Below are 19379 nucleotides of genomic sequence, written 5' to 3'. Positions count from 1 at the left end.
ATCTATTTTTTCTAACTTATTATATCACTCATGTTATAGTGTGCGCCTTCGTTAAGCAAGATATTATAGGGCCATAATGCTAACTGCGGTGTATAAAAGTATTAAAAAAGCGGATACATACCTTTTTGTAGAAAAAAGAGATGATTTCTCACGCGTACCTGAACCATTACTAGAAACGTTTGGTCAACCTAAGTACGTGATGATGATTAATCTAGCAAGCCGTGAAAAGTTAGGTGTGGCAGACTTAGACGCGGTTAAGCAAGCGTTAATTGACCAAGGGTTCTACTTGCAATTACCTCCGCCGGAAGAAAATCTGTTAACCCAATTTAAAAAAGACAAGGGAGTTGAGAGTGATTAAAAAACTTGCCGTCATTTTACTCAGTGCTTCACTAAGTACTTCAGTATTGGCAGAACAAAAAACACAAGCTGATTTTGACGTTTATGTTGCAGCATTAAAAAAAGAAGCACTTGAAAAAGGCTATGATGAAGCCTTAGTTGATCAAGCACTTGCAACAGCTAAATTCAAAAAGAAAGTGATCTCAGCTGATAAAAATCAGCCAGAAGTAAAAGAAACCCTCGAAACTTATTTACCAAAACGTGTGCCGCAATGGAAAATTGACCGCGCGCGTAAGCTATACAAAGAAAACCAAGAGGTTCTTGAAAAAGTAGCTAAAGAATACGGCGTTCAAGCACGCTTTATTGTTGCACTTTGGGGCCTTGAAAGTAACTTCGGTAAAATCCAAGGTGGTCACAGTGTAATTGCATCATTAGTTACACTTGCTTTTGATGGTCGCCGCGAAACCATGTACAAAAATCAACTTTGGGCAGCGCTTGATATCTTAAAAGAGGGCCACATTACCCTTGATAAGTTCAAAGGCTCGTGGGCTGGTGCAATGGGGCAAACCCAGTTTATGCCTACCTCATTTAACGCTTACGCTGTTGATTACAATGGTGATGGCCGCAAAGATATTTGGACCACAGAAGAAGACGCATTCGCTTCAATCGCCAATTACTTAAAGCAAGCAGGGTGGAACGATGATTTAACCTGGGGTCGCCAAGTTAAATTACCTGAAGGCTTTGATAACTCAAATATTCTTAAGCGTGGCACTAGAACACGCAGCCAATGGTTAGAGTATTGGAAAGATTCAGAGCGCAGCCTTGCTGATTGGCAAGCAATCGGTGTTCGTAAAATGGATGGTAGCGACTTACCAAACGTTGATGTTACTGCCGCAATGGTAATGCCAGATGACGTAAACGGCCGTATGTATCTAGCCTACGATAACTACAAAGCACTTATGCACTGGAATCGCTCGTATTACTTTGCAACCAGTGTTGGTTACTTATCAGATCGCATCGGTTACCCAGCGATTAAGTAATTGATTAATAAAAGTTAGCAAGGTCCAAGGGTAAAGCTACAAGTTTTACCCGAGCAACTTGCTAACTTATTCGGCGTTGAAACGCCTCCTACAAACTCGCAAACTTTCCCCTCGATACAATTTTTAAACCTTTACCTTGAGTGCTTGTTGCAGTGCATCAACGTCTTTACAGCCAAGGTATATGTTTTTTCCGTCAGTTAAAGTTATTTTAACGGCTTGTCCAACTGACGCATTGTATAACCAGCCATCATTTAGCATACGAATGCCAATTCCTTGATACCACTTTGTTTTGTAAGCTGAGGTCTCTGCAATCTGAGATAATTCAACATCTTTGCTAATAATCCCAAACCCAAAATACCAACGAAGCGTTTGCTCATTGATGACTATTGTTAGTGAAAAGAACAACAAAGTAACAAGCAGGTTTATCGATAATATAATTATTTTGAGGTCAGCCAGTTCAGGCGATAAAATTATAAAGACACTAATCACTAATAAAATAACAATTAACGAGTAATTTATTTCTGTCTGTTTATACATAGATTAATATCCTTTTAAGTCAGAACGTAAATAAACACTTAATTATTAGTATAGCAAAGGCAAGTGTAGTTATGATTGCCGCGTTCAAAACGCGCTAAAGCACGACCTACAAGAGAGCGCGCGAAACAAGTTTCACGCCTAAGATAGAAAACATTAGGCTCTAGGGTTTAGGCTCTGGGACGCGATATAAAATCGCTGCTTCATGTTCGGCGTTAAAACGCCTCCTACAAACTTTACTCTTGTAACTTGCAAACTTTACTCTTGTAACTCGAAACTTTCCCCTTGTAACTCGCTAACTTATTCCCCTTTCCCCGGCTTTTTCAAAATCTTGTCTTTAAAATCAAGCACTTTACCAATGCCAGAACCTAGTTTCATTAGGCTTTGAAGCTGCTCAGGGCTTAAGCGTTGTAGCTCTGCTGACCACTTGGTTACAGTTTCGAGTAGGTCGTGAATTTCTTGCATTTGCTGCTGAGCAAAGCGCTCATCATCAGTGTGGGCTTCTTCTAAAATGTTATCGCGAAGCAGGCTAAGGGTTGGGTCTATCTCGCGTTTTTTACGCTCTTCGAATACGCGGTTGGCCATATCCCAAATGCTGCCAGCAGGGCCGTAGTATTCTTTACGGTCACCGGGAATATGATGCACTTTAATTAAGCGCCAAGACTGTAGCTCTTTAATACCCATACTTACGTTTCCGCGCGAGATACTTAAGGTATCGGCAATTTCATTGGCGGTCATTGGCTCTTTAGTAATGGTTAATAATCCACACATTTGACCAATGGTGCGGTTAAAGCCCCAACGGCTACCCATTTCACCGCAGTGCATAACAAAAGCTAAGTTTTTTTCAGATAGGCTCATAATTTTTAGTATTCAAAAATTTCAGAAATTAAATGCTAGCACGCTCGGGGTATAACTAAAAGAAATAGCCACTATGCAATCTGCTACTACTAAAGTGTAGATACGCCATATTTTAAATTTAAACCATTGAATTTAAATAAAAGTTTAATTAAATGTCGCAGTGATTAGCTATTTGATGTGGATCAATAATAGTGACAGTTAATAAGTTTATCGTATAGGCTGAAATCTAATAATACCATGGAGGAACGTTATGAAAGCTGCAGTAAATAAAGAGTACAAGGGTAAATTAACTATCGAAGATATCCCATGCCCAGAGGTGGGAATTAACGATGTGCTAGTTAAAATTGCCGCATGTGGAGTGTGCCACACAGATTTACATGCTTGTCATGGAGATTGGCCAGTCAAACCAAAAATGCCATTAGTGCCGGGCCATGAAGGGGTGGGTACTATCGAAAAAGTAGGCGCAAACATTAAACACTTATCTGTAGGCGACCGTGTCGGTGTTCCTTGGTTATACAGCGCCTGTGGTCATTGTGAGTTTTGTTTAGAAGGTAAAGAAACTTTATGCCTTGAGCAGCACAACACAGGATATTCAGTCGATGGTGGTTACGCCGAGTACTGTGTAGCCCATGGTGATTACGTGGTGAAAATTCCTGAAGGATTAGGGTTTGCAGAAGCCGCACCACTATTTTGTGCTGGGGTTACTACCTATAAAGCGCTTAAAGTGACCGATGCAAAAGCGGGTGATTGGGTGGCAATTGTCGGTGTTGGTGGCCTAGGCCATTTAGCAGTGCAGTACGCAAAAGCAATGGGTTTTAATGTGATTGCCGTTGATACCGGCGAGAGCAAGTTGGCATTAGCCAAAGAGCTTGGCGCAGACATCACCATAGATTTTATGAAGCAAGTGCCTTCAGAAACCATTTTTGAGCAAGTGGGCGGGGCACATGGTGTTGTGTGTACAGCTGTATCAAAACCCGGTTTTGAGCAAGCTTATAAAAGCGTGCGCCGTGGCGGTAAATGCGTACTTGTAGGTTTACCACCCGAAGATATGCCATTGCCAATTTTCGATACCGTGTTAAATGGTGTGTCTGTTGTAGGCTCAATCGTTGGTACGCGTAAAGACTTACAAGAATGCTTAGACTTTGCTGCTAAAGGTAAAGTTAAGGCCATAATTGAAGAAAAACGCCTAGAAGATATCAACGATATATTTGACGACATGCTAAAAGGCGACATCACTGGCCGAATCGTAATGACGCTTTAAGCTAGGTTAATTAACTATTACTGTCAGGTTTGGTTGAGTGACTCAATTGAATCTGACAGTTTTTATAATGACAAATGAAGATCTTGTCTAGCATGTTACGTAACTGGAATTAGTAGATGCGCAAAGGTTTGCTTTGAACGATAATTCCGAGAAACTCGTTTTTGGACATTCATGAGTTTATGGTCAGGCATGGGTTATGCCCTTTAGTAATTGCTTCACATGGGTAACCACTGATTTGAGCAACCAAGGACTCAAGCTTATTTGACTAACTGTGATTTTCGGAATAGCTAATCTTAGTACTCCATTTTTTGATTTTGAAGGGGCACTAAATAAACGAAATTCACACTCATCACTGTATAGGGAGCGCTTTAAAAATGGCAAATCGTCTTTTGATAAGGATACACTATGCATTTCACTAATGGTTTTATATTTAAAAGGTTTGGCTGACACTCCATTAATCTTTCTATAGCAGCAATAAATTTTCTCACGGTCAAAGACTATACATGTTCCGTTAGAGCCAGAAGAAAATACCTTCCAATGATGATAGGTTTACGGGGCTTTCGTAAGACAGAGTGCATATACACCTTCAAGTTCACTAATTTAAATTGTTAGGACTTTATTTATTCCATTGATAATGTGAATGTATAGTTCCGTTTATATTAAAAAATCCAGAAGTAGCATTTACACTAGTTAAATCAATTTTAGAGAGGCCCGAATTACTATCTAAATAGCTTTCTTTATCAAACTCTAACAGCGTAAACTTTTTTATGTTATTTTTCGACCCCAAAAGCCATTTGAAAAAACTAGGCTTTTTATAGGACTGCTCCATAGCTTTATTATATTGATTAAGCTGGTGCTTCAATGTAGATTCTGAAGTGTCAATAACTACGACCTTTAAATTACGCATAATTGGCTCTTCATCTTTCATGTATAGATTCATAGTCAACTGTGTTGATGCAATAAAGTGAAAGGATAAATTTATCTCATTTTTAATATCCATAAATATTGGAAGTGCATCTTTGAGTAAGAAACCATCCTCAAAATTAACCGAAAGCTTAGGATTAATACTGTCGATATAAAGAGAGCTTATTTGGTGATTACCAGAATCATTATAGCTATATCTAATATTTTTCACCGTTGAAGATAACTTTACCCCCATATCTTGACTATTAACTACACGTAAGCTCCTATGAATTCGAGTCATAACTTCAATATCATTAACTGATTTAGAACCTTCATTAGTAACTTGAATCGGAAATGGTAGATATGAAATGGTATCTTTCCTTATCGGCCCTGCTATAAAGAGGTAGTCTAGGAAGCCACCATTTAAGTCTTTATCCAAGTTGAAAATAGAAAGCTTTATATCCCCTTTTTTAAATACACCTTGGGATTCTGCAATTTGTTTCTGATAGTTGTGAGTCTTCCTTGCGAAGTATATCGCAACAGCAATGGAAAGAACTCCGACACATGCTGAAAATATGGATATTAAATCCGAGTTTATGAAATCAAAATTTTGCATTCGTTGCCTTAAGCTATTTGAAAACTAAGTTAGCCCTACCTCCCCCTCTCACCAGAATTTGGAGAGCTTAGCGAATAAAATCTCTGAGATTAGTGATTTGTTAGCATTCTATTTGGAGAGGTCCGAAATTAAAAAAAAGCATTATTTGACTCAATTGCTGATTTAAAACTATCAGTGCCTGAGCCGTCACCAACCTCAGAGTTGATCAGTAAGATTACCTCATACCTTATGATATTGAGTTTAGATCCTATATCTTCATCTACAAACCACTTAAGTAATGCCGCTTTATCTTCGCCATATTCATTAGATTTAGCTTTGAAATTTATCATTAGCGTTACTAGCTGAGCGTTTTTTTTATTCTATTTTAACAGATACTAAATCTTTAGATACGACATGAAACTTATTTAGGGAGGCGATCATATTCTTGGTTGCTTCCATTAAATTAGAATGAAATGTTTCTTCTTTTACAGCGGGCTCAATCAAGTTAAGCAGAGCTGAACGGTACTCGCTAAAATATTTTATATACTCTAAAGTTGCATCTTTTTTGCGTGTTAAATTAAGGTCATCCAAGTGCTTTCACCTATTTAAAGCTACTGCCACAAAGCCACTAATCATGGCCATAAAAGTAACTGCGTATTGTGGGATAGAAAGGTCGGCTACTTGGCTTGATATAAAGCCAGCAATAAAGACCAGTATCAGAACGAATAATATTTTTTTGTCGACATTTTATTAAATACCCTAGTTAACTCGGAACTAAAAATAATGCTGACGCCCATTGAGAAGCAAAAAATCGTTGGTTAATATAAGCGAAGCAAGAGCGAGCCTAAAGCCAACTTTTTAAAAGTTAGTTATTGGTAATATTTGGATCAAGATTATTTATGAGTTCAGTCTGAGCTTTTTTATGTTCTTTATCTATTGTCTCGAAAGAAGTTGCTGCCAGTTTTAAATATTCAATTTGAAGATCAACAGTAAGTGGGTGCTGAAGTTTATAAATATGTTTTACACCTACTGATGAGATAAATTCGAATTCAGTCACCCCATCTAAATACTCAGATTCTTTCTCTAAATCGATATCAATATCAACACTGACCCCAGGTTGAATTTGTAAACTAGACTTTAAACTAATTTTTCTGTCTATTACTGATGATTTAGATGCGTACTTTACTTCAATGATATTTAAGGGCTTAGTACTTAGGTTTGTTAACGTTATTCTTAAATTCTTTGAGTTCAATAATAACCTATGTGTAAATGTAACATTCGCTCGAGCATCACGCTTTTGACTATACCACGTATAAAATGATAGTAGTAAGGCGAGCATTGAAACATAAATTGAATAATCTTTCATTTAAACCTCCGGTGTTTAATGTAACAACTAACATTCTTATAGCGAGCTAATTGCGCGCTTTTTACCTTAACTTAGCCCGCTGGTTAATTATTAACAAATTTGTCAACTAATTGCCAGTGTTAATAAAATCCAGCGTATCTTGCTTATCTTGGATGTATAAAACGCGCGATTGGGTCGTTTCCTTGACTATGTGAGCGATTGAAAATGAAAACTCAATCCCCTTATTTAAATTACATTGTAGGCTATATGTCCACTCGAAAGTATTCACTAAGAACTATTCTTGAACGCTCTAAGCCACCCTCTGAACATTTTCGTTTACTCATTTTGGCATATAAACGAGTTAGTACCGTAGTCGATTTGACACAAACCAGTCTTCTCTTCAAACTTTTTGCTATCAATTCACAATTAAAGTGTGTAGCTAAAGGTTAATTTAGCATTACGTTCTTCTCCTGGCATTCCGCCTAAGAACATTGCTTTTGAATAATAGGTTTTGTTAAACAAGTTATTTAGGTTTAACTGTAGTTTCCAATCATCTGTTTGGTATTTAATGGCGGCGTCGTAAACCGTGTAGCTTGGTACGTAGCCATCAGGAATACCAAACGAGGTTGAGTTTGTGCTGCGGTCATCAACATATTGCACGCCTGCGTTAATTGTCAGTGGCTCGGCTAAATCAAACCATTTAGCGTCATAGCTTAACCAGCTGCTTGCTGTTACATAAGGCACACCTTTTTGACGAGTATCGAAAGATGATGAGTTAGGGTTTTTCTTATCGCGGGCGTCTTGATACACCGCGTTTACGTTAAGTTTCCACTGCTCGTTTAAATCAGCATTTAAATCAAGCTCAACACCTTTGGTTTGCTCTTCACCATCGTAAAAGCTTTTTGGTACTGAAGCATCAGATACACCGGCTTCGTAATCTGGGTTGGCATACTCAAGGTTTGTACGGGCACTATCAAATACCACCAGTGAGGCTAGTAGTTGATCGTCAAAGGCTTTTACACGCATACCAATGTCGTTACTGACTGACTCGGCGTCATCGCGGTCTGCTTCGTTACCCGATACACTGCCAAGTACGCTGTAAGCTGTACGACCTTTAGAGTGGTTTACAAAGAACGAAATATCATCGCTCAGTTTGTAGGTTGCACCTAGGTTGTAGGTCATACCGCTGTCTGATGTATCTGCTTCTGGCGTTGGCTCGGCGGCACTAGCGCGGTAGCGCGCATCAACACCAAAGTGTTCGTAGCTTTGTTTAATACGGTTAAACGCAACACCTACACGGGTAGTGAATGTGTCGTGAATATAGGCAACATGTTGAATACCTACACCCCAAGCCTGAACCTTTTTGTTGTAATCGCTGGTTTTTAGCGGGTCGTAATCAAAAAAACTACCTTCGCCCCAGCTCGGGTTACGAATATCAAAAATGTAAGGTAATTGACCTTGGTAAATAACCTCTCCATCTTTGTTTTTAATAACCTTGTCGGCATCGTAAATTGAGTATTGTTTAAAACGAATATCGCGGTCTTCGTAGTTAGCGTTTACAAGTAGCTCGTTATCAATTCCGGCAAAGCTAAAGTCATAACGCAAGTCAGCAAAGTATTGCCATGATTTTTCGTCAGCTTCTACTTGGCGGTATTCTTGGCGACGAGCGGCAAATGGGTAAAGTTCGTCATCAACCACTAAAGGAGCGCGTGGGTCGGCATTGATCACGCCTCTGCGGTTCCAATAAACATAGTTATAAGCACCCGTTTGGCGGGCAAAGCTTGATTCGTAATTACGGTATTGTAGTTGCTGATTTAAAAATAAATTATCAGTAATGAAGTAGTTATGGGTTAACTTAAAGCGCAGCTCTTCGCCTTCGTTATCATTTGCCATTGGCGAGATAATACCATTATGACCAAAGGTATAAGGTGTTAAACCATCATTTGCTGCCAGTGAGTCTGCTAATTGCTGACGTTGCTGATCGGTTAGTTGCAGGCCTTGTGCCGTTGCGTCGTTAATTAAATCGGCAGCGGTTACTTCACCTGCGGTTTTGCCATTCACTGAGTCGCTGTTAAAAATACGAATAGGGTGGCCAATTGAATCAACGGCAATGGCATCTTTGATATAAGCGGCAGAAATCATGATGTCTTGTTTGTCGCTTAATACGTATTTTAACGCGCCATAAATTTCATCACGGTCGTCTTTTAAATCGCGGTAACCATCGCTGCGTGCGGTTTTTGCGTTAACGCGATAAGCAAGATTGTCGGTTAATGCTGCTGTGCTATCAAAGCCTAATGAGTAGCTATCCCATTGACCAAGCTCGGCATTAACGGTGTGTTTTTCAGTAAATTGTGGTTTCTTTTCAATAAGGTTGATAACACCACCTGCGCTACCCATACCATATAAGCCAGTTGCAGGGCCTTTAAGAACTTCTACAGATTCAACATTGGTCATTGAGCGTGTTGGGTTAAAAGTGTTACCTAGGCCTGCACCGCCGTACATGCCATCGTATGTATAGTTTGCACCTAAACCGCGGATCACTAAGTTATCGCCAATACCGTAGTTATTACCGGCTTGGGTTACACCACTGATGTTACGCACTAAGTCTTGTAAGTTTGTTGCGCCTTGCGAGTTGATAAGCTCTTGATCAACAACTACAACCGGGGCTGGCGTTTCCATTAGGGTCATATTTGATTTAGTGGCAAGGCCCGAATCAAGTACTACACGGTTTTGTTTGTCGTAAACGGTGATACGTTCAACTGAGTCTAAATCGTTGGCGTTTGCATTGAATGCGCTTAAGCAGGCAAGGGCTAAAATTGAGTATTTATGTGTCGTCATTATAGGTAAATTGTCGAAATTTTTCGGCAATGATAATGCGAGCTATTTTCATTTCAAGTTTTATTTATCTGTTTTGGGTAATTTCTTTATTTAGATACAAGTTGCTAACAATTGGTTTTATGATTGGAAATTTTGTTTACGATATAGATACAAGGAAGGGTTGCTGGCTCCACTCATGCAAAGCCAGCAAAATAGCTTATTTAAAAACTTTACCGTCTTTCATAACAAATTGTACATCTTCAAGTACTGCAATGTTTTCAAGCGGATTGCCTTTAACGGCGATAATATCGGCTAAGAAACCGCTTTTGATTTGCCCAAGTTGATCATCCATTTTTAGCAGTTTAGCGCTATTGATGGTGGCAGACTGTAAGGCTTGCAGTGGTGTCATACCAAATTCAACCATACGCGAGAACTGCTTCGCGTTATCGCCATGAGGGTAAATCGCTGCATCAGTACCAAACACCATGTTTACGCCTGCTTTTACTGCACGACTAAAGCTATCACGTTGCTTTTTAGATACTTGGCGTTCTTTGTTAAGGTTTTCTTCTGCAACCCCGTTTTGTTCGCCAAAGGCAAGCGTGTACTCAGTGTTGTAAATATCCATTGAGAACCAAGTGCCGTGTTTTTTGGCAAGTTTAATGGCTTCGTCATCGACAAAGCTAACGTGCTCAACACTGTCTACACCAGCAACAATGGCTGCTTTAATACCACTGGTACCGTGCGCATGGGCTGCAACGGTTAGGCCACGTAAATGAGCTTCGTCAACAATGGCGTTCATTTCGTCTTGGCTATATTGTTGAATACCGACTTTTGTGCCTTTTGAAAATACCCCGCCTGTAGCACAAAACTTAATAGCATTGGCACCGTACTTAATGTTTTCACGCACTTTAGCGCGCACAGCCCATGGGCCATCAGCAACGCCTTCGGCGGTGTATTTCATTTCTGGTGGTAAACGGTTGTTATCGCAGTGACCGCCAGTAACACCTAAAGACGGGCCAGCCGCCCAAATACGTGGGCCAACAATGTCGCCTGCGTTAATGCCATCGCGTACTGCAATCACGCTGTAGCCTTCTGCGCCTAAGTTACGCAGCGTTGTAAAACCTGCATACAGTGTTTTTTCGGCAAAATGCGCCGCTTTAATTGCTTTGCGCGGAATCGATTGACCAATTCGCTCACTGCGCGGCACGGTAGGGTCGCTCGTTAAATGCACATGCATATCCATTAAACCTGGCACCAAAGTCAGTTCTGGTAATTGAATATGCTTATCGCCGTCTTTTAAGCTAGGCTGTTTATTGCTTTGTACAGCTGTAATTTGACCGTTATCTATACTGATAAGTGGTGATTTAATCAGTTTACCTGAATTTACATCTACCATGGCTTTTGCCGATAAGTAGGTTGTTGCGTAGGTATTTAAAGAGGTTAGGCAAGCTAGGCCTAGGCTAATAGCGAGAGCTGTCTTTTTCATTTTTATTCAAAATTGGTAAGTCGAGGCGTCACTCTAGCAATCAGCTCACAAAGTGTAAATAAACTGCGATAAGTTGCAGCGCTACTTGCTAAATAGGGAACTAAACCCTCATAATTTACGCGTACTTAATATAAGGGCAGGGAAAGAATGAAAAACGTAAAACTAGCACTACTTAGTTCGGCGGTGATGTTTGCATTACTTGGTTGTAATGAATCAACGCCAAGCAACGAAAAAACAACTCAGGCAGTAAGCAAACAAGCACCAAGCGCAACGTCAGCCACAGAGCAACTTGATACATTACTAGCAGACTACTTTGAAGCAGGCTTAAAGTTTAATCCAATTGGCGGTACTTACATTGGCCGTAGCGAATATAACGACCAATTTATTGCACCTATTAGTAAAGCAAACCGCGACGAGCAGCTTAACTTTGTTAAAGAATACAAAAACAAACTAGCAAATATCGACAAAGCGCAATTAACGGGTCAGTCATTATTGAGCTACGAAATTCTAGCCCGCGATTTAGACCTTGCGATTGAAGGCGCTCAGTTTCCAAGTTACTTAATGCCAATTAACCAAATGGGCGGGGCGCATAATACCTTTGCTGCGTTAGGCTCTGGGCAAAGCGCACAGCCTTTTAATACGGTTGAAGATTATCAAGCATTTGAAAAACGTGCTGATGGTTTCATCGCTTGGTTAGACAGTGTTGAGCAATCAATGCGCCAAGGCATGAAAGACAAAGTGGTTCTTCCTAAACCGCTTGCTGAAAAACTGTTACCGCAATTTCAAACTCATATTGTAGAAAAACCAGAAGAGTCATTATTCTGGGGCCCAATTGCTCAGTTACCTGAGTCTTTCAGCGACGAACAAAAAGCACAGCTAACAAGCGCGTACATGGCGATGATCAGTGAGCGTTTAGTGCCTGCGTATCAAAAAATGGCTGATTTTTTAGCGAATGATTACATTCCAAATGCCCGTGAAAGCATTGGTTACAGCGACCTGCCAAATGGTAAAGCATGGTATGAGTATCAAATTAAACAGCATACAACGCTTAGCTTAAACGCCGATGAAATTCATGATATTGGTTTAAGCGAAGTATCGCGCATTTTATCTGAGATGAAAAAAGTTAAAGAGACTGTCGGTTTTGAAGGCGACTTAAAAGCGTTTTTTGAACACCTAAGAACCTCAGATGAGTTTTACTACGATACGCCAGAAGAGTTAATTGCCGCGTACGAAGCAGTAAAAGAAAAGATTGATGCTAAGCTGCCGCAAATGTTCGATATTGCGCCAAAAGCGCCATACGTTGTAAAAGCAGTTGAAGATTTCCGCGCTGAATCAGCTGCGGGTGCATCTTATCAGTCGCCAGCACCAGATGGCTCACGCCCAGGTATTTTCTATATCAATACCTTTAACCTAAAAGCACAGCCTAAGTTTTTACTAGAAACCCTGTCTATTCACGAAGCCGCGCCGGGTCACCACTTTCAAATTGCCTTGCAACAAGAAATTGAAGGATTACCGCTGTTTCGTAAATTTGGTGGCTATACGGTATTTGCAGAAGGTTGGGCATTGTATGCAGAAAGCTTAGGTAAAGAGCTTGGCTTATTTACCGACCCTTACATGTGGTACGGCCGTTTATCAGATGAGCAATTACGTGCAATGCGCTTAGTGCTTGATACAGGTTTCCACGCGAAAGGTTGGACACGTCAACAAGGTATTGATTACATGTTGGCTAACTCATCAATGGCAGAAAGCGATATTATTGCCGAAGTTGAGCGTTACATTGCATGGCCGGGCCAAGCGTTGTCGTACAAGTTAGGTCAGTTCAAAATTCAAGAACTACGTGACTACGCTAGCAAAGAGCTAGGCGATAAGTTCGATATTAAAGCTTTCCATACGCAAGTGCTGATTGATGGCGCATTACCTATGCCAATTCTTGAAGAGAAAATTAAGCGTTGGGTTAACGAGCAAAAATAACCGCCTTTGCGCGCATGCTGGCTTTACGCTAGAATGCGCGCTGTTTAGGGGCTTTGAGTAATACCATGTTAGAAGATCAATTTTGGCTTAAGCGCTCGCTTGAGCAAATGTCACAACCCGAATGGGAAGCCATTTGTGACGGCTGTGGTAAATGTTGTTTAAACACATTTATCGACAGTGAAGACGAAGATGAATTTACCGCTACGGATCAACTTCGCGAGGGTGAAGAACTCATCTTCACTAATATCGTTTGCCAATACCTAGACAACGACACCTGTGGTTGCAGTGAATATGCGAACCGCCAAACCTTGGTGCCTTCATGTGTAAAGCTCACTAAAGAAAACCTCAAAGATATCTTTTTTATGCCGCAAAGCTGTAGCTACCGCCGCCTTTACGAAGGCCGTGGCCTTGCGTCTTGGCACCCGCTACTGAACGGTGGTAGTAAAGACATGATGCATGAGTTGGGTATTTCTGTGCGTGACAAAACAGTAAAAGACTGTGATGTAGACCTAGATGACTTTGATCTATACGTGGCCGAGTGGCCAACTAGAGACATTGATTAATGAGCGCCCTTCAAGCAAGCATTGGCCTGTTAAACCCAAAAAGCCCAACCAATGTGGGGGGCGTATTACGTGCCGCGGGTTGTTACAACGCCAAGCAGGTGTTTTTTACTGGTAGCCGCTATTTACGCGCTAATAAGTATCACACCGATACCAAAAATGTGCTTGAGCATATTCCGCTCACGCAAGTCGAAAGCCTTGAGCAAGCAAAGCCTGAAGGTGCCACAACGGTGGTGATTGAGCTTGTTGAAGGTGCAACGCCACTGCCTGAATTTAAGCACCCTGAAAACGCATTTTATGTATTTGGCCCTGAAGATGGCTCGGTCAGTAAAGACGTGCTGAAATGGTGTGATGAAGTAGTGTATGTGCCAACCATAGGCTGTATGAACCTAGCCGCAACCTGCAATGTTGTGCTGTACGACCGACTTGCCAAACTCGGTGGTATTGAGAGTTCAAACGACACCATTTGTAATAGTCGAGACACTAACAACTCACTTAAATGGCAACAAAAAAAGAGCGCTAAATAGCGCTCTTTTTAGATTCAAACTCAAAACTACTTTTTAGTAATTTGTACGTTACTTTCAAGGCCAATGCCGTTGTCGGTAATGTCTGTGGCAAAATAAACACCCACAGGTTGGTCGCGTAGCGAATCAAGCTCAGCCATTTCTTCATCACTTAATTGACCCGTTGATGCAATCGTATCAAGCAAAGGTAATAAGATTTTTTGTACGTCGAATGCCATGTTCACAAAGCCATTTTTAGTGACACTTTGCGACTCTAAAGTCTCGGCAATCTGCGCTGACTTATCACCCGTGAAAATCACAATATGATTTCCTTTAAGGGCCATTTTAATATCAAAGTTAAGTGGCACAGGCGATGGAATGTATTCATTGATCAGTACGGCATCACCATTGGCTGGTAGTTTTATGTTCGCAAGTGGCGGCACAAAACCTTGCGCAATTGAATACAAGCCATGGGCGTCGGTCGCAGATAGGGTAACGATGGCATCAAGTTTGTCTATTTGTGGGCCGTTGTAGTCATCAATGGTCAATGCAGCGTCTTGAACACTCACACTCATACCTTGCACGCCGTTTGCAAAACCCGACATCATAGCAAGGCCAGCGGTGCTTACTTCTTGCATTTCATTTTGTAGTGCGACAATTGGGCCACAGTTAAACTCAGCTGACTTAATTGCACCGGTTAGTGTGTTGGCAAGCGGCAGTACTTTTGCTACATCAATACCATAGGCAACACTCATCATTTGCCCGTCAAGCTCAGTGGTATGTTTTGGTACAAAACCACGCACGGCTTGTAGCGTATTAAGTAAGTCTTGATCTGTGCTTTGCAGTACCGCTTTTACGTCAAAGTCGGCGTAGTCGGCGGTAATACGGGTTTTTGTTGTGCCTGATACTGTTGCAGGCCATTTAGCGGCAATAGCTGCAATATCATCTTGACACTCAGGTGTTGAAATCATTGCTAATGCGTTGGATTGCTGGGCTTTATCAAGTAGCTCTTTAAGCATCTGGTGTAAGCGAGAGTCCTCTTTGCCTGTTACAGCATTAGCGATACGTTGATGATCAACAAAGCCAACCGAGTTGCCATCAAGTGAGAAAGTTTTAATAAGCTCAGGTAGTTTTTTAGTTTCAGCCAGTGATTGAGCCGGTTTTTCTACGCCAAGGGCAATACGTAAATCTTGATCATTAGAAAGCGCAGTGGTTAGCGTGATGGTAGCCCAATTGTTGTGAGTTGATGCAATTAGGTTGAAGTTATCTAAGCCTTCAAGTTCAATGGTAAAGCGCGTGTAACTTACGCCTTCAAGGCTTTCTGTTGTATACGCAATACCTGCTTCATCAGCAGATTGCTTAATGCTATTGATAATGCTGCTTTGATCAGCGACCTGAAAACGTACAATCGGCATTAAACCTTGCGCATACATCATGCCTTTGTAGTCATCACCAAAGCCCCAAATCGATTTGAAGGCATCGTAAGAGCTCAGTGATTGTTGGTATTTTTCCATCAGTGATGCAAGGAATAGGGCATTCTTATCATCAACTGTTTTAAGCTCAGCAATGATGGGAGTTAAATCGCTCGTGCCTTTCATTGCATCTGGCATAAGCGCAAAGTATTTGCTGTACGGAAACGGTTTAAGTTGACCATAAAAAACCGCCGTGTCGGCAGGTACGTAGGCAAGCTCAGGTAAATCTACATCAACACTGGCTTTATTTTGTGAGTACAACAACGCACCTGCAACAATAGCAATTGCGCCCCCAGCAAGAAGCTTATTATTCATAGGATGAATTCCTTTTTCTTTAATTAGTTAAAAAACATACCATGAAATAGAAACAAATTACTAGCAGGCTAACGACTAAAACTGATAGCTCACGCTTATTTGCGGGCCGTGGGTAAATGTATCATAACTAAAGAAGTTTTTATTTCCGCGTTGGCCTGTTTGGTAATCTACATAAGTGGTTTTATAGCTCATACCCAGATCCCAATGCGGGTTTATTTGATACACCGCACCTAATTTAAAGCTGCCAGTCAATTTAGCATTTAAGTTAAAGCCACCGAGATCCCCAGCAGTTGTTAATTGCCAATGTTCGCTTAATTGTTTGTTAAAGTGAAAGCCAAAAATGAGATCAATCCAATCTTCATCTCTGTCGACTACGGACACTTGTGACATAAAGTTAGGATCAAGATCGAATTCGTAGGTGTTATCCCAACGACGAATACCCACATAGTTAACCCAATCACCCATCGAAGGACTAGAAAAACGGTAAGCAACACTTAATTCGAGCACCGCTTGACGCACCCGAGCACTGAGCACGCCAAGTTTTGGGGCGTTATGAGATTTACTTAAATCCATATAGCCCCAGTCAGCAATAAAACCCCAGTTTGATTGATGATATCCCTCAAGATGGAGCATAAATGCGCTGTCGAGGTTGTTTAAAATGGTATCAAATTCGACTTCAAGGGGGGCTTCTATAGTGCCAATTGCCGAGCTGCCATCAATCGCAGTGGCCATTAAATAAGGCTCTACAGAAAATTGCCATTGGTCGGCATAAACAGTTGGTGAGGCGAATACTAAACCGAAAGATAAAATCGTTAACATACGAGGTTGTTTTAAAGTGAGCATAATCAAATCCTTTTAAGTAAATCACAGTATTAATTATAGAAACGCTGGGCTTTTTTGCATTGATTTTATGATGAAATATTTTCGTTTTGTTATTCAATCAGTGAACAACTTAACATTGAAATGGCGAGATTAGCATTGCTTTAAAAGCGGGGGATCATGTGGTGGTCGATCCAAACATGAAGGTGTTTAGGTATTTACCAATTATCGATAAATGTAAAACGGAGCAATAGCGAATGAGCCCGGCATTAATTACTGATGCCGGGCTTTTTACTCAACCTAAACAAAGTTCTAGGCTAAATCGGCTGCGCTTGGTAAAGACGCAAATGCACCATAACGGCTTACAGCAAAAGCGCCGGCTTTAGCTGCATAAGCAATGGTTTGTTCGATATTAGCTGGGGTTTGGCAAAACGCTTTAAAGCTTTGTTTGTTTTCACAGTGCTGACCAATCTTTGATAGCATGCCGCCAATAAACGCATCGCCTGCGGCGGTGGTATCAACCACTTTCGTAGCTGGTGGGTTAACTTGGCCTTTAAAGTCTGCGTGGTAAAAGCTGATTGCTTCGCCGCCATTGGTAACTAGCAAACAGGTTACACCGGCCTTTAAAATGGCATCAATGGTATGCTCAAGTGGCATTTCTTGATGGCTTTTTTGATTTAAAAACTCAAGCTCTTCAAATGAGAGTTTTACGATATCTGCCAGAGAAATAACATGCCACATTCTATCAAGCGTATGGCGCATACTTGGCCATAGGTTTTCGCGCAGATTCATATCGAAGCTACAAATTGCACCGGCTTTTTTCGCCTGAGTTAAACCATAAATAGTGGTTTGATAAATGTTGTGCTCAGTCAAACTGTTGCTGCATACATGCATGATGGCGTGATTTGCAAACATTGCATAGTCAAAATCGTCTACGCGATATAGTAAATCGGCGGCTGGTGGGCGATAAAAGCTAAACGAGCGTTCGCCACTGTCATCAAGAGATACAAACGCCAATGCTGTTTTAGCCGCATCGGTGAATGTACAGTACTGGGTGTTTACTGCATGCTGGTCAAGCTCTTGTTTAATAAAGTGACCGAACATATCATCGCCTAACATGCCGCAAAAGCTGGTGTTTAGGCCTAGTTTTGCTGCTGCAACAGCAACATTGGCAGGTGCGCCACCTGCGTATTTGGTAAATGACTCTGGTTGTTTACCATCTGATAAAAAGTCGATTAATGCTTCGCCAAAACACACTAAACTCATTATGCATTCCTCAAGGTTAAGGTTCTTAATACTTCGTAGCAGGCACCCATAGTATGGTAGTCGGTTTTGCCTGCTGGCGATTTTTCGTCACTGTATGGTTGGTTTTGTGCTGATAAAATGCGATACCAGGCACCATATTGGTGATCTACCATATGTTGCCAACTGTATTGCCAAATTTTTTCGTACCATTGCCAATAGCTTTCGTCATGTGTGGCATCAGCGAGTAGGGCCGCTGCGGCTAATGATTCGGCTTGCACCCAAAAGTATTTATCGCTATCACAAATTTGTTTATCTGGTGCAAAGCCATAGAAAATGCCTCCATGTTGCTGATCCCACGCGATGCTCAGGGTTTCATCAAACAGGCTTTTAGCGCGCGTCACCAACCAAGGTTCATCAATATGGCGGTTTAAAATAAGTAACAGTTTTGCCCACTCAGTTTGATGACCTGGTTGAAATCCCCAAGGCCTAAATAAATGCTGCGGGTCATCTTTGTTGTAATCTAAATCGATTTGCCAATTTTTAGAGTAGTGCTCCCACACTAACTGCTGACTCTGAGCTGCCAGTTTTACCGTAAAAGTTTCGGCAAGCTCTGTAGCGCGTTTTAAATAACGGGTCTCGTTAGTTGCTTCAAAACACATGAGTAAGGCTTCGCATAAATGCATATTGGCATTTTGACCGCGATAGTCATCTGCACAGCTAAAATCGGCATTTTGCTCATCTAGATAGGCATTATGCTGTGGTTCAAAGTAGTGCTGCTCTAATAAATCCCATACCTGTGAAATAGTTTTTTTGCAGTCGTTCACCCCTGCTTTTAAAGCAACCGCGTTTGCAAGCATTACAAAAGCGAGCCCGTAGCAATGGTTGGTGTCGTCTAACACGGTTACTTTGCCGTTATCATCTTGCTCAATAAGCCAAGCATAACCACCAGATGCTTGTTTATGCGCATGTTCAAGGTGAGCTAAACCATGTTTAGTGAGGCTTAAATATTCTGGGTCTTTAAACTCTATGTACGCCATTGCATAGTTAAAAACAAAGCGGGTGCTCGAGACTAAATGGCGAGTGTGTTTATCGTAAATCGCGCCATTATTTTTAAAGAACTGATAAAAGCCAGCTAAGCCATGGGCTGAATGATCAACACAATGGGGGTGATAAAAAGCAAGGGTATCTTGAATATGCTGCTTAAGAAAATCGGGGCTTTTAAAGTCAACTTTGGCCATGGGTTATTAATAAATCTGTGTACATCTTGCAACTATAGCAGGAAATAAAAAAATTGGAACGTTCCTAGTAAATCTTTGTGC

Annotated in this window: 18 protein-coding genes; 6 read left to right on the top strand and 12 right to left on the bottom strand. The window is 41.1% G+C overall.

Translation table 11 applies throughout. The annotated features are described in order from the left end of the window. Positions 1-76 precede the first annotated feature (76 nt). A complete protein-coding gene (locus tag VRK28_RS02800) occupies positions 77-358 on the top strand; it encodes a YcgL domain-containing protein (RefSeq protein ID WP_054552050.1) in 282 nt (93 codons plus the stop codon). Then, positions 351-1376, top strand: a complete 1026-nt coding sequence (locus VRK28_RS02795) for a lytic murein transglycosylase (protein ID WP_062565624.1) — start codon at positions 351-353, stop codon at positions 1374-1376. The genes VRK28_RS02800 and VRK28_RS02795 overlap by 8 nt, the downstream gene beginning before the upstream one ends. Positions 1377-1499: 123 nt before the next feature. Here VRK28_RS02795 and VRK28_RS02790 read toward each other — a convergent pair whose 3' ends face one another. Together VRK28_RS02790 and VRK28_RS02785 are read right to left on the bottom strand one after the other, a co-directional pair. Continuing rightward, complete coding sequence (locus VRK28_RS02790; RefSeq protein WP_062565623.1) at positions 1500-1913, bottom strand: hypothetical protein; 414 nt, start codon at positions 1911-1913, stop codon at positions 1500-1502. Positions 1914-2210: 297 nt separating this feature from the next. Then, positions 2211-2768, bottom strand: a complete 558-nt coding sequence (locus VRK28_RS02785) for a GbsR/MarR family transcriptional regulator (RefSeq protein ID WP_055021667.1) — start codon at positions 2766-2768, stop codon at positions 2211-2213. A 250-nt stretch (positions 2769-3018) separates the two neighbouring features. Here VRK28_RS02785 and adhP point away from each other — a divergent pair, with 250 nt between their 5' ends. Continuing rightward, positions 3019-4029: an alcohol dehydrogenase AdhP gene (gene adhP / locus VRK28_RS02780; RefSeq protein WP_054563854.1), complete on the top strand. Its 1011-nt coding sequence runs from the start codon at positions 3019-3021 to the stop codon at positions 4027-4029. Between the two features lie 616 nt (positions 4030-4645). Here the strand turns inward: adhP and VRK28_RS02775 are convergent. The 6 genes from VRK28_RS02775 to VRK28_RS02750 form a co-directional block, all read right to left on the bottom strand. Then, positions 4646-5548 (bottom strand): hypothetical protein, encoded by a 903-nt coding sequence (locus VRK28_RS02775; protein ID WP_062565622.1) that lies wholly within the window; start codon positions 5546-5548, stop codon positions 4646-4648. A gap of 128 nt (positions 5549-5676) precedes the next feature. Next, positions 5677-5877 (bottom strand): hypothetical protein, encoded by a 201-nt coding sequence (locus VRK28_RS02770; RefSeq protein ID WP_062565621.1) that lies wholly within the window; start codon positions 5875-5877, stop codon positions 5677-5679. 25 nt (positions 5878-5902) lie between these two features. Further along, positions 5903-6118 (bottom strand): hypothetical protein, encoded by a 216-nt coding sequence (locus tag VRK28_RS02765; protein ID WP_062565620.1) that lies wholly within the window; start codon positions 6116-6118, stop codon positions 5903-5905. A gap of 274 nt (positions 6119-6392) precedes the next feature. Beyond that, positions 6393-6893 carry a hypothetical protein gene (locus VRK28_RS02760; RefSeq protein ID WP_062565619.1) on the bottom strand — a complete coding sequence of 167 codons (501 nt, stop codon included), beginning with the start codon at positions 6891-6893 and terminating at the stop codon, positions 6393-6395. Positions 6894-7298: 405 nt separating this feature from the next. Next, positions 7299-9710, bottom strand: coding sequence for a TonB-dependent receptor (locus VRK28_RS02755; protein ID WP_253048721.1), 2412 nt, complete (start codon positions 9708-9710; stop codon positions 7299-7301). 196 nt (positions 9711-9906) lie between these two features. Further along, positions 9907-11175 (bottom strand): Xaa-Pro dipeptidase, encoded by a 1269-nt coding sequence (locus tag VRK28_RS02750; protein WP_062565617.1) that lies wholly within the window; start codon positions 11173-11175, stop codon positions 9907-9909. 147 nt (positions 11176-11322) lie between these two features. Between VRK28_RS02750 and VRK28_RS02745 the strand changes: the two genes are divergently transcribed. The 3 genes from VRK28_RS02745 (at position 11323) to VRK28_RS02735 (ending at position 14233) form a co-directional block, all read left to right on the top strand. After that, positions 11323-13146: a DUF885 domain-containing protein gene (locus VRK28_RS02745; protein WP_062565616.1), complete on the top strand. Its 1824-nt coding sequence runs from the start codon at positions 11323-11325 to the stop codon at positions 13144-13146. Between the two features lie 65 nt (positions 13147-13211). Further along, positions 13212-13709 (top strand): YcgN family cysteine cluster protein, encoded by a 498-nt coding sequence (locus tag VRK28_RS02740; protein WP_054552059.1) that lies wholly within the window; start codon positions 13212-13214, stop codon positions 13707-13709. Further along, on the top strand, positions 13709-14233 hold the full coding sequence (locus VRK28_RS02735) for an RNA methyltransferase (RefSeq protein WP_062565615.1): 525 nt from the start codon (positions 13709-13711) through the stop codon (positions 14231-14233). Before VRK28_RS02740 ends, VRK28_RS02735 begins: the two co-directional genes overlap by 1 nt. Before the next feature lie 26 nt (positions 14234-14259). Here the strand turns inward: VRK28_RS02735 and VRK28_RS02730 are convergent, their stop codons facing one another. From VRK28_RS02730 to VRK28_RS02715, 4 genes are all read right to left on the bottom strand, one after another. After that, complete coding sequence (locus VRK28_RS02730) at positions 14260-15996, bottom strand: hypothetical protein (RefSeq protein ID WP_062565614.1); 1737 nt, start codon at positions 15994-15996, stop codon at positions 14260-14262. 75 nt (positions 15997-16071) lie between these two features. Then, positions 16072-16839, bottom strand: coding sequence for a hypothetical protein (locus VRK28_RS02725; protein WP_062565613.1), 768 nt, complete (start codon positions 16837-16839; stop codon positions 16072-16074). 288 nt (positions 16840-17127) lie between these two features. Continuing rightward, entirely contained in the window at positions 17128-18081 is a 954-nt protein-coding gene (locus tag VRK28_RS02720) for a carbohydrate kinase family protein (RefSeq protein ID WP_062565612.1), read from the bottom strand. Continuing rightward, complete coding sequence (locus VRK28_RS02715; protein ID WP_062565611.1) at positions 18081-19298, bottom strand: AGE family epimerase/isomerase; 1218 nt, start codon at positions 19296-19298, stop codon at positions 18081-18083. Before VRK28_RS02715 ends, VRK28_RS02720 begins: the two co-directional genes overlap by 1 nt. Positions 19299-19379: the final 81 nt, after the last annotated feature.

Source organism: Pseudoalteromonas sp. P80D2 (genome assembly GCF_036680945.1).
Classification (GTDB): domain Bacteria; phylum Pseudomonadota; class Gammaproteobacteria; order Enterobacterales; family Alteromonadaceae; genus Pseudoalteromonas; species Pseudoalteromonas shioyasakiensis.
The sequence above is the reverse complement of the archived record's forward strand: the minus strand, read 5'-3'. Positions and strand labels throughout refer to the sequence as shown.